The sequence below is a fragment of the Pinibacter aurantiacus genome, assembly GCF_019130065.1.
GTDB classification, from domain to species: domain Bacteria; phylum Bacteroidota; class Bacteroidia; order Chitinophagales; family Chitinophagaceae; genus Pinibacter; species Pinibacter aurantiacus.
This window is the reverse complement of record NZ_JAHSPG010000002.1, coordinates 445659-457992: the sequence shown is the minus strand read 5'-3', so window position 1 is coordinate 457992 and position 12334 is coordinate 445659. Positions and strand designations below refer to the sequence as shown.

Genomic DNA, 12334 nt, shown 5'->3' with positions numbered 1-12334 from the left:
TGCAACATGCAGCAGACATTTACACTGGATGAACTGCCTGTGGTGGCAGAAAAATTTTGGCAGGAAAATGAGGGGAAAAAGGTGTTTTCCTTTCACGGCAATATGGGCGCGGGAAAGACAACGTTTATAACGGCGTTGGCTAAGGCTAAAAACGTAAAAAACACCATTAGCAGCCCCACCTATTCCATTATTAACGAGTATGGGTATGATAACGGCAAGATCTATCATATGGACCTTTACCGGCTCAAGGACACTGAGGAAGCCATACAAGCAGGGGTGGAAGATGCCCTATACAGCGGGAACATTTGCCTGGTAGAATGGCCGGAAAGAGCTGTGGAATTGTTTCCGGACGATAATGTAAATGTTTACCTGGAGGTTGTTAACGACTCAACACGTAATATTTCAATAAAATAGAATAGTTATTTTTGAAGTAGGGATAAATAATTACCCTGCATTCAGGAAGATATTTTATGTTTGACTCCCGGATTTTTTTATTTGAAAAATAAATGATTCTTGCCTCATGGCGCAACAAAGACCTCTTATAAGCACTTCTTTCAGCTACGAAACACTCGAAGAAACATTGGATGTTAAGCCGAAAGGCGAGTCAATAAGCATTGGTATTCCCAAAGAAACTGCCTTCCAGGAAAATCGTGTGGCACTTACGCCGGAAGCCGTAAGCGTGCTGGTAAGCAATGGCCACCATGTGTACATAGAGCACAATGCGGGCGATGCCTCTCACTTTCGCGACAAAGAATACAGTGAGGCTGGCGGGAAAATCGTTTATAACAAAGAAGATATTTACAAAGCACCTATAGTAGTGAAATCTGCGCCGGTGGTGGAAGAAGACCTTCCTTACCTGCAAGCCGGCCAGGTCATCATTTCTCCAATGCACCTGAGCGTAATGAAATCTGAGTGGCTGGAGAAAATGATGGAAAAACGCATTACTGCACTGGCATTTGAGCACCTGAAAGATGATAGTGGCACATTGCCAATAGTTCGCAGCATGAGCGAGATTGCCGGCAATGCGGTGATGCTGATCGCGGGTCAATACCTTGGTTCTGCCAATCACGGCAAAGGCGTGTTGCTCGGAGGTATTTCCGGCGTTCCACCCACAAAAGTGATCATCATCGGAGCAGGCGTTGTTGGCGAATACGCTGCAAGGGCTGCTCTGGCATTGGGTGCGTCAGTGAAGGTTTTTGATAACAGCGTTTACAGATTAAAAAGATTGCAGAATAATATCGGCCAGCGACTATGGACCTCGGTTCTTGAGCCAAAAATCTTGGCGAAACAACTGAAAACTTGCGAGGTAGCTGTTGGCGCACTTGGTTCAAACGGAGGAAGAACACCTATTGTGGTTTCAGAAGAAATGGTGAGCAATATGCGCCCCGGCAGTGTGATCATTGACGTGAGTACCGACCGTGGCGGCTGTTTTGAAACTTCAGAGATTACGAGCCATGAGAATCCTATTTTCATGAAATATGGCGTTATTCATTATGGCGTTCCAAATATTCCGTCGGGCTTTTCGCGTACCGCCTCCCAGGCCATCAGCAATGTGTTGATGCCTTTGTTAATTGAAGCTGGAGATGCAGGTGGTTTCGAAAACCTGATCTGGCACAAGGTCAATTTGCGCAGTGGCATCTACCTGTTCAAAGGCGCTTTGACAAATTTCCACCTCAGCGAAAGATTTGACTTAAAATATACTGACCTGAATTTGTTGATCGCCAGCCAGCGTTAGTTGTTATTTTAAAGTTTGATTTTATAGATTTAATTTGTCGGGGTTCACCCTAACCGAACCTTATGAACCGTTTAATACACCCTATCCTTTTATTATTTTCATGCCTGCTTCTTTCTTATGGTGGCATATCACAGTCGATCGTCAATTCTACAGGAAACAGCTTGCAGACCGCTACCGTTAGCATTGAATATTCAATAGGAGAAATAGGCATCACCACATTATCCTCCACACAAAATTTCGCCACACAAGGTTTGCTGCAACCTATCATTATCCATTTCAAGGACTGCAATTTATTTCAGTTTATTCCAAACGCCTTTACACCAAATAATGATAACAGAAATGATTTTTTTGGTGTAAAAAACTGGCCGGAAGCTACAGACTTCGAACTAAGTGTTTATAACAGGGCCGGACAGCTTGTTTTTAAAACGAACAATATACTCGAATGCTGGGATGGCAATTATCATGGAATGCAGCAACCGGCAGGCACATACGTATATATCATTTCGGCAAATACTGCGCAGTGTGGACGCGTTATCAACAAAGGCACAGTTATACTAATCCGCTAACCCCTTTAACCCTATTTCAGTGAAAAAAAGTTTACTTTCTTTAATTGCAATTATTATTTGCATCAGCACTTATTGTCAAGCACCACAAGGATTAAATTATCAAGCCATTGCGAGAAATGCTGATGGAAGCGTTATTTCAAATCAGTCCGTTACAGTAAAATTCAGCGTACTGGAAAATAGCGCAACCGGAAGGGCTATATATCAGGAAACTCATTTAGCAACTACCAATAATTTTGGATTGTTCACCCTTTCTATAGGCAAAGGAAATGCGACCTCAGGGAATTTCTCTTCAATAAATTGGGGATCTGGCTCTAAGTTTTTGAGTGTAGAAATAGCATTGAAAGGAAATGCCTTTTCGTTACAAGGTACTACCCAATTGCTCAGTGTGCCTTATGCTTTATATGCTGAAAAGAGCGGCAGCAGCCCGAAGGGAGATCAGGGCGTGCAAGGGCCAGCCGGACCGCAAGGCCCACAAGGTATGCAGGGCATACAAGGCATTCAGGGGCCTACAGGTCCCCAAGGCCCAGTGGGTGCACAGGGTGAAAAAGGCCTACAAGGGCAAGCAGGGCCTCAAGGCATGCCTGGGCCAACAGGCGGTACAGGATTGACTGGACCAACAGGGCCACAAGGGCAAACGGGCCCACAAGGCTTAAACGGCAAAACCATTTTGAGCGGCACAATTGCTCCTGCAGCAAATATTGGCACCGATGGCGACTTCTATCTGAATACTGCTTCACTTGAAATATTTGGCCCTAAAGCGGCCGGAAACTGGGGCTCGCCTGCAAGTCTTAAAGGCAACCAGGGAACACCGGGATTAAAAAGTTTGATTGCCATTGAAAATGTTCTAACCAGCCCCGATTGTCCGCTTGGAGGGGTTATTGTAAAAACGGGTGTCGACCAAAACAACAACAATGTGCTTGATGCCAGTGAAGTCGACAACACTAAGCCGATTTGCTTTAGTCAAAATGTTGCGCTGGATAAACAAATAATATTACCGATAACTACCATGGGCCCTTCATTTTCGGGTACGAACTCCACCACACCGCAACAGTTCGGTGCGCTGCTGAAGTTTAATAAACATAATTACCCGGGAGTAGATTCCATCATTTTAGTGTGTACACCGTGGGTTAATGATGCGAGCTATACAGCCAACCTGCAACTTTACAACCTAACGGATAAATTACCTATCGCCAATGCTTCAATAGTAACAAATAATGTGTTTAATTATAGTAATCCAGTAGGAACTATTCTTCAAACGAAGAATTTGTATGACTACTTGCCGGACTATGATGTCACGTTGACTGTAAGTTTATTTTCCAGCGCCGCCAACAGACAAGTCTCGGCCGGCTACTGCTATCTATATCTTTTCAGAAAATAATCAACCAAACAATTTCTTTTACTGGCTGTTACCCTTTTTGAAAAATAATAAAAAGGGTAACATTGCTTTATGAGCAGAGATCTCTACTTCGTCGCGATCATTCCCCCGCAAGATATTTGCGATGAAATAACGTCTTTCAAAAAGGAAATTGCCCGTGATTATGACAGTCACAGAGCACTGAAAGTTATACCACACATTACTTTAAAGGCTCCCTTCAAAATGCCTGCGGCGCACCATGCAGGACTGTTTGACTGGTTCAGAAATATCTATATCAACACAGGATCATTTACAATAGACCTTGAAAATTTTGGAGCATTTCACAACAAAAACAATCCGGTGATCTTTGTGCATCCTGTTATGAACGTGCAACTGGCTGCTGTTCAAAAAGAGATCATTCGAAGTTTTCACAATCATTATCCTGAAATAACGATCATGGATGTTGAACACAAGTTTACACCTCACATGACGATTGCTTACAGGGATTTAGAATTCTCACGCTTTCAAGAAGCATGGAAAGTTTATCATGATAAACAGTACAAGAGAGCTTTTACAGTGAATGATTTTCATTTACTGCAACATGATGGTGTGAAGTGGAATGTTGTAGAAACGTATGGGTTAAGTAAAAAGTAACCCGCCCTGCCCCTCCCGGGAGGGGATGCGTACCAGTCGTGATTAAATGCGCCTTTCCTTTAAAAGGTGTAACTTTCAATATAAGGAGCACGTTATGAAATCTGTAAGGCTCGCTATTTTGCTTGCATTCATATTCATCGGCGCAAAGGTCTTTGCAAATGATGAACCACCTTTCTATATACAGCAACTCGACAACAGGAACGGCCTCTCCAACAGCGCCATCAACGCTCTGTTTAACGACAGCGACAACCTGCTTTGGATCGCAACTTGGGACGGACTCAATCTATACGATGGCACTAGTTTTCACGTATTTAACTACAGCAAAGAGAACAACACTTCAAGCATTGGCAATAATGTGGTGCAGCAAATTCAGCAGGACAAAAATGGTTTCATTTGGATCAGCACAATTGAAGGCTTGTCGAGATATAGCAAGCACACAGGCACTTTTGCCAATTATTTCTATACGCATTCTCCACGTTTAGGCATAAGTGAAAGAGAATATGCTTTGCTGAATGATTCTTCCAAAAACATTTACTGCCTTACCCGCCAACACGGTCTTTTATTTTATGATTTCAAAAGAGATTCTTTTGTTAGTTGCAAGGTGCCGTTTCCTGACATAAAAATTTCACGAGCGGTCTTTGATGAAACAAACAGGCTTTGGCTATTGCGACAAAACGGAACACTGGAAGTCTATACAGTAAATAAAGATCAATACACTTTACTAAGGCAGTTTAGAAACGCAAACAATTTTTTCATCAGCAACAACAAAGTTTTTTACACCACAGCAACGAAGGAATTATATGCGGTAGATGCTACATTGAAGGCGAATTTCATTTCTCAATTTCCCAACGCCATAAAAGCAATAACTTCTTACAAGGACCACTTCCTGGTTGCATGGAGCACACATGGCTTTGCCGTATTCGATCAAAACTTTCACCCTTCTGATTTCATGAAAGATGAAGTAAGTGGTTTGCAAAATACGAAGATCACTTCCTGGGAAAACGGCACGGAACAAATACTCTGGTGCGGAACAGATGGAAACGGTCTCATTAAAATTTTTCCCGAACAGAAATATTTTGGCTCAGTAAACAGTGCCGGAAATACGCAGGCCTTTAATAAATCAGTGCGGGCTTTTTGTGAGAACGGCAACGCGCTGTGGGTCGGCACAAAAGGAAGTGGAATCATCAGCCTGCCTAAATTCAACGCCTCCTCCACCTCTCAGGATATTGCTCCTGAAAAACCCTTTGCGGGAGAGCTTGACAACAACAATGTATTTGCCTTATTCAAAGGAATTGACAATCTCATTTACATCGGCACAGATGCAAAAGGAATCAGCGTGTATGATCCTTCGCGGAAGGTTTTGATTAAATGGGATGATATTGCGGGAAGCGATGAGCTTCCATCGTTTGCTTCTGTATACGCCATATTGCAGGATGAGGATTCTTCTGTGTGGCTGGGCACAAGCGGCTACGGCTTGATTCATATTTCACTGCAAAGACAGAATGAAAAAATTGCCGTGAAACATTTTGAGCAATATGTTTTTGATGGCACATCAAAGGGCCCGGCTAACGATATTATATATGCGCTGGAACATGGATCGGAAAACAAACTTTGGATAGGTTGCCGTTATGGTGGGCTGAATTTGTTTGATAAAAAAGAAAAAACTTTTCGCATTTTTAAAGCCTTCTCTTATGAGGGAAGTCTTTCGCACAATGATGTTCTGGCACTTTACAAAGACCAGCACAACAGGGTTTGGATCGGCACGAGTTATGGACTTAACTGGATCAATGAAAGCAATATCAATTCACCTCAACCTTATTTCACCAAGATCACAACGGCAGATGGTTTACCCAACAATACCATTCACGCAATTACAGAAGACAATGATCAACACATTTGGATAAGTACCAACAAGGGACTTGTAAAAATAAATCCGGAAACGCTTGCCATATCTCAATTTCAACAGAAGGATGGTTTACAAAGCAATGAGTTTTGCGATGGTGCGGTTTGGAAAGACGCGAATGGCGTTTTGTTTTTCGGCGGCATATTTGGCTTCAATTATTTTGAACCCAACAAAATACAATTGAATACCAGCTTTCCCAACCTGTTGATAACAGGGCTGCAACCGGGAAGCAAAGCAACAGATGAAACGGGGCTGTATGTATTGAAACCAAATGAAAATTCCAGTTTGCAATACACTTTGAGTCGCCGTGAAAACTTTTTTGAATTACAGTTACGAGCCCTTAGTTTTTCGAATGCAGAAAAATGTGAGTACGCTTATTACCTGGAAGGCTACGATAAAAAATGGCACTACTCAGGCAGCGATGGAAAAATTTCTTACAGCAATATTACTCCGGGCAAATACACTTTCAAAGTAAAATGGTCGAATGGCGATGGCGTATGGACAAATGAAACAGTTCTGTTTCCACTTACCATCAAACAATATTTCTGGCTTACCTGGCCGGCATTCGCCTTGTATGCGTTGCTGATTTCTTCCGGCGCAATCATTTTTGGTTTGTACAAACGCAGCCAGTTCAAAATGAGGATGCAATTGCAAATGGAGCATGCACTTCGTACAAAGGAAGAGGAAATTCACAATGAGAAAATGAGCTTCTTTACCAACATCGCTCATGAATTGCAAACGCCACTCACGTTGATTGTTGGTGCTTCGGAGCAAAACATCCAGCAGAAAGACGATCCTTATTTCAAATCATTATTGCATCAGCAGGCGTCAAGGCTTACTTATCTTGTTCAACAATTGATGGATTTTAGAAAAGCTGAAAATGGTTTCCTGAAAAAACAATTTGTATTCCTTGACATTTCTTCTTTTACCAAAAACATTACCTCCCTGTTTATACCCATTGCCAAACAGAAAGCCATGAAGTACAACATGGCGATCGACGAAAACATTCAGGGCTGGGTTGACAAGGACAAGCTGGAAAAAATGTTGTTCAACCTTTTATCGAACGCATTCAAGCATTCTCCGAGAAATGAAGAAGTGGATGTCGACATTCAACAAAACGCAACAAGCAAAACACTTAATGTAACCATCACCAACACGGGTTGCCACATTCCCGCAGATCAGCTGGATAAAGTTTTTCATCGCTTTTTTACATCGGGCACCTCTTCGCAGGAAAAGTTCAGTTCAGGAATCGGGCTGGCTTTTACAAGACAACTTGCTGAATTACTGGACGGCTCCATTACGGTAAGCAGTGAAAATAACTATGTGAAGTTTTGCCTTAGTTTGCCATTGCCTGAAACGGTAGATGCTGCTTCCATTATTGAAACGGAATCAACGAGCCTGGCGCCGTCTTACTTATTGCGATCCATTATTTCCTCCGCAGAAGAAAAAACGCAACCTGCGGTCGCTAACAATAAAATGGCTACGCTGGATCACATTGAAAATGATAACAAACAGTCGGTTTTGATTGTGGACGACGAAATGCCGATTCGTTCATTGATCAGAGAAGTCATCGGCCACCTATATATTGTGTACGAAGCAGAGAACGGCACGGAGGCATTGGAATTTATGAAACAAACACAGCCGGACTGTATCATCAGCGATGTGATGATGCCGGACATGAACGGCCTCGAGTTCTGCGAAAAAATCAAAGAAACGCCTGCAACCTGCCACATACCATTTATATTGTTATCTGCAAGAGGGACTATAGAACATAAAACAGAAGGCTACGAAGCGGGCGCCGATGCTTACATAGCCAAGCCATTTCATACGGAATATTTGCTGGTGCGCATCCGCAAATTGCTGGAGTATAGAAAACGAATGCACGACATTTTTAAGAAGGACAATATATATTACGAGATCGAGGAGGAAGAAATTGCGGACGAAGACAAAACCTTTCTCAAAAATCTTGTCCGCTTTATTGAAGAAAACATCGACGACGAAAAACTGGGGGGCGAGGAATTGGAAAAACATATGTGCATGAGCAAAATGAATTTCTACCGGAAAATAAAAGCGCTATCGAACATGACGCCTGCCGAGTTCATCAGACATATCCGCCTGAAAGAAGCAGCACGACTTTTAACCACCACCCAACTTACCGTGTCGGAAATTTTCTACAAGACAGGTTTCAATAACCAATCCTATTTTTTCCGCGAGTTCAAAAAATTATATCAATGCTCCCCGAATGAGTATAGAGTGTCGCAGACAAATATTGGAGGCTGAGGGCAATGACTGAATAACTGAGTAACTGAATAACTGAGGGTTCGCTCAACGCTTAAAGCCGAATGCTTAACGCAACACCTGCAGCTCTGCGGGGCTTGTAGCCTCGCAGCATTATTCTGTTGCCTCAGGCAACATTGTTATCGCCAGAGGCGATAGAATACAACTCCGAAGCTAAAAGCTTCGGAGAGCGAGAAGCTGACGGATTGCATTCGCTCCACACATCATTTTCAATTTTCAATTACATGCCAATCAACCTGATTATCAATCAAAACAACTGTACGCCCTCCAACAATCTTCCTGCTTGTACAGTTTTTTGGGACTATAGTACAGTGCCCGGGATATGAATGAATTTACATTAGCGTTACAAAAACCGCATCATTTGATTGCGTTTATTTTGTTACACGAGCCGGGTATGAGATTTTATTCATCCTTATAAAACTTGCACGTATGAAAAAGCAACCAGGATTATCTGTATTCATTCAATTGATCCATTTCTTTCTTCCAGGTCATTCCTAAAACAATTTGTCCAATTTTTTTATTACTGGTATTTCATCAATACCAACCTGTAAAAATCAACTTTTTGATTGCATTTTTCTGCGCGGTAACCTGTGGCTTATGATACTGTAATTGACTATTATTTTAAACTTCCCATTATGAAAAAACTGAAAAGCTGCTTTTCAAGTAGTTCACAGGACAAGCGGTTGTTCCTGGAACATTTTCGACAAACTCATGGTACAATTTTATTTTCCTTCTTATTGACACTCTTCTTTTTCCCCGCCGTTTTATTTGCCCAAAACACCGAGAGAATGCCTGTAACCGGTGTTATTACGGGGCCGGACAATGCGCCGTTGGCCGGTGCCACGGTTACGGTCAAAGGCACAACAATAGCCACCTCCAGCAATGCGAGTGGTGTGTACACGATCAGGGCCAACAGCAGTGATATACTGGTCTTTACGTTTGTAGGCTATGAGCGATTGGAAAGAGCAGTTGGAAATAACACCATACTAAACATCTCACTTGCAGCGGCAGGCAATACTAATCTTGATCAGGTTGTAGTGGTTGGTTACACCAGCCAAAGAAAAAGGGACATTACGGGCGCTGTATCTGTGATCAATAATAAAGATGTTGCAAACATACCCGTTGGCGGGGTGGATCAGATCTTGCAGGGTAAAGCTGCGGGTGTTTCTGTGACACAATCTACGGGCGCGCCAGGCGGCCCTATCGCAATGCGCATTCGCGGTGTGGGAACCATTAACAACAACGATCCCCTGTATATAATTGATGGTATTCCAACGAAAGATGGCATCAATGAAATTTCACCAAACGATATTGAAAGCATCAGCGTTTTGAAAGATGCAGCCTCTGCAGCCATCTACGGTGCACGTGCCTCAAACGGTGTTATTATCATCACTACCCGCAAAGGAAAATCCGGCAGGCCGAGAGTAAATATAAATAGCTATGTAGGTGTACAGAAGCCTGCTGATCTTATTAAAATGGCAAATACGCAGCAATACATTACCGCTTACAATAACGCTGCCATTGCCGATAGTGCGACGAATAAACGCACGCTCATTCCAACCGGCATGATCGATACCCTGCCGGATGTAAACTGGCTGAAAGAAGTGCTGAAACCAGCGCTGATCACCAACTCACAAATCGCTGTGAGCGGTGGTAACGAAACTTCAACCTACATCGTATCGGCCAACTACTTCAAGCAGGATGGTTTGATCATGAACTCAGGTTTTGAGCGTGTGAATCTTCGCACGGCTCTCACCACAAAAATCTCGAAGATCTTCAGCATGGGAACCAACGTGAATTTCTCGTACGGAAACACACGACAAGTAGGTAGTTCCGGTGATGGTTTTGGCGCTGGCAACCCCGGCCCAAGTGTTGTACGTTATGCTTTGTTCAGAACACCGGCAACTCCCGTTTACAATAGCAACGGCGATTATGTTGACTTACCAACGCATCCTGAATGGTTCGGCGATGGCTTGAATCCAGTAGGTCTGGCAGCAAACACCGATAGAAATTTTTATACCTATTCTTTGCTGGGTGATGTTTACGTAGAAGCAGCCATTCTTAAAAATCTGAAGTTGAAAACTGACTTCGGCATGAACTTCATCAACACAGATTATAAACAGTTCTTCCCCACATGGGGCGTTGACAGGCATATCAACTCTCCTAACAGTCTCGCACAATCGACAGCAAAAGATTTCAATTATAACTGGACGAACACCCTTACTTACAACACCACATTTTCTGAAAAGCACAATCTGACGGTATTGCTTGGTACAGAAGCGATCCAGGATAGGATCAATCAAATGTCCGCTTCACGTACAAACTATACCGATCAGAGTTCGCAGTTCCAATATTTGGACAACGGTTTAGGTAGAATAACAAATGGAGGTAACCAGGATAACTGGGCGCTCTTCTCTTTGTTCGGCAGAGTTAACTACGATTATGATGGCCGCTACTTTGCAACCTTTAATGCAAGACGCGATGGTTCCTCACGTTTAGCAGAAGACAATCGTTACGGCAACTTCTTCTCCGGTAGTGTGGCATGGAGAATAGACAAGGAAAAATTCATGGATAACCAGGACATCTTCTCGCTCTTGAAATTAAGAGCTGGTGTTGGCCAAAATGGTAACCAGGAAATCAGCAATCACGCTTATGTTTCTGTCATCGGCGCAGATGCATTCTATCCTTTCAATGGCACGGCAACACAGGGCTACAGCATTACACAAAAAGGCAATCCTAATGTAAAATGGGAAACAAGCACACAAACGGATATTGGCCTTGACATGGGCTTCTTAAAAAACAGGTTGAACGTAACTGTTGACTACTTCGTGAAGAATACGTCCAACATGTTGATTCCATACCCAACACCACCAAGCTCAGGCGGTGCGGGCAATCCATATGTGAATGCTGGTAAAGTGCAAAACCAGGGCGTGGAAGTAGAAGCATCTTACAACACAGACTTTGGCAAGGATTGGCACATGCAATTGAGCGGTAACGTAGCGTTTCTGCATAATAAAGTCGTTTCTCTTGCAGACGGGCAACCAATTGCGGCGGGTCGTATCGACAACAACATCTTTGCTACTTTAACCGCACAGGGACATCCAATTGGCGCATTCTATTTGTTGCAAACAGATGGTATTTTCCAAAACGATCTGGATGTCTTCACTCATGCATACCAGGGACAAAATATCAAACCGGGTGATGTTAAGTTTAAAGACATTAGCGGCTCTGAAGGAAAACCCGACGGTGTAATTGATGATAACGACAGAACCTTTGTAGGGAACCCGATTCCAAAAGTAACCTACGGCTTCACCGCTAATTTCCAATACAAAGCATTCGATCTTTCCATATTCTTCCAGGGAGTGAGTGGCAATAAAATTTACAACCAGGTGCTTACAGATATCGAAGGCTTCTACCGTCCGTTCAACATTACAGAACGCATGTATAGCAATGCATGGCACGGAGAAGGCACCAGCAACGAGTTTCCACGTTTATCATGGGAAGGAGCAACAAACAACAAACGTCCTTCTACACGTTTCCTCGAAGACGGTTCTTACCTGCGTTTGAAAAACGTACAGCTAGGCTACAACTTCAAAGGAAGCTGGATGGGCAAAATCAGTCTGTCTTCAATGCGAGTATATGTAAGTGCGCAAAACCTTTTCACCATTACAAAATATACAGGGCTTGATCCTGAAATGTACATCAGCGACAATGGTGCGGGAGATGGCGTAAAAGCCGTGGGCATAGATTGGGGTACATATCCGGCAGCGAGAACATTCTCTTTTGGAATCAACGCGAATTTTTAACAAGTAAAAACTCAAAAT

Annotated in this window: 7 protein-coding genes; all 7 read left to right on the top strand. The window is 43.0% G+C overall.

Features of this window, described 5'->3' with window-relative positions; genetic code table 11:
• Window positions 1–6 precede the first annotated feature (6 nt).
• Window positions 7–414, top strand: a complete 408-nt coding sequence (gene tsaE / locus KTO63_RS05275; protein WP_217790182.1) for a tRNA (adenosine(37)-N6)-threonylcarbamoyltransferase complex ATPase subunit type 1 TsaE — start codon at window positions 7–9, stop codon at window positions 412–414.
• A gap of 106 nt (window positions 415–520) precedes the next feature.
• Window positions 521–1735 (top strand): alanine dehydrogenase, encoded by a 1215-nt coding sequence (locus tag KTO63_RS05270; RefSeq protein ID WP_217790181.1) that lies wholly within the window; start codon window positions 521–523, stop codon window positions 1733–1735.
• Between the two features lie 62 nt (window positions 1736–1797).
• A complete protein-coding gene (locus tag KTO63_RS05265; RefSeq protein ID WP_217790180.1) occupies window positions 1798–2301 on the top strand; it encodes a gliding motility-associated C-terminal domain-containing protein in 504 nt (167 codons plus the stop codon).
• A 19-nt stretch (window positions 2302–2320) separates the two neighbouring features.
• Window positions 2321–3679 (top strand): collagen-like protein, encoded by a 1359-nt coding sequence (locus KTO63_RS05260; RefSeq protein ID WP_217790179.1) that lies wholly within the window; start codon window positions 2321–2323, stop codon window positions 3677–3679.
• Between the two features lie 69 nt (window positions 3680–3748).
• Entirely contained in the window at window positions 3749–4309 is a 561-nt protein-coding gene (locus tag KTO63_RS05255; RefSeq protein WP_217790178.1) for a 2'-5' RNA ligase family protein, read from the top strand.
• Window positions 4310–4403: 94 nt separating this feature from the next.
• Window positions 4404–8492 carry a hybrid sensor histidine kinase/response regulator transcription factor gene (locus KTO63_RS05250; protein WP_217790177.1) on the top strand — a complete coding sequence of 1363 codons (4089 nt, stop codon included), beginning with the start codon at window positions 4404–4406 and terminating at the stop codon, window positions 8490–8492.
• Between the two features lie 653 nt (window positions 8493–9145).
• Window positions 9146–12316 carry a SusC/RagA family TonB-linked outer membrane protein gene (locus KTO63_RS05245; RefSeq protein ID WP_217790176.1) on the top strand — a complete coding sequence of 1057 codons (3171 nt, stop codon included), beginning with the start codon at window positions 9146–9148 and terminating at the stop codon, window positions 12314–12316.
• Window positions 12317–12334 lie beyond the last annotated feature (18 nt).

Bases quoted from the DNA above. Each gene is read 5' to 3' on its own strand.
- KTO63_RS05265 (WP_217790180.1), top strand. From the start codon at position 1,798: ATGAACCGTTTAATACACCCTATCCTTTTATTATTTTCATGCCTGCTT.
- KTO63_RS05255 (WP_217790178.1), top strand. From the start codon at position 3,749: ATGAGCAGAGATCTCTACTTCGTCGCGATCATTCCCCCGCAAGATATT.
- KTO63_RS05270 (WP_217790181.1), top strand. From the start codon at position 521: ATGGCGCAACAAAGACCTCTTATAAGCACTTCTTTCAGCTACGAAACA.
- KTO63_RS05250 (WP_217790177.1), top strand. From the start codon at position 4,404: ATGAAATCTGTAAGGCTCGCTATTTTGCTTGCATTCATATTCATCGGC.
- tsaE (WP_217790182.1), top strand. From the start codon at position 7: ATGCAGCAGACATTTACACTGGATGAACTGCCTGTGGTGGCAGAAAAA.
- KTO63_RS05245 (WP_217790176.1), top strand. From the start codon at position 9,146: ATGAAAAAACTGAAAAGCTGCTTTTCAAGTAGTTCACAGGACAAGCGG.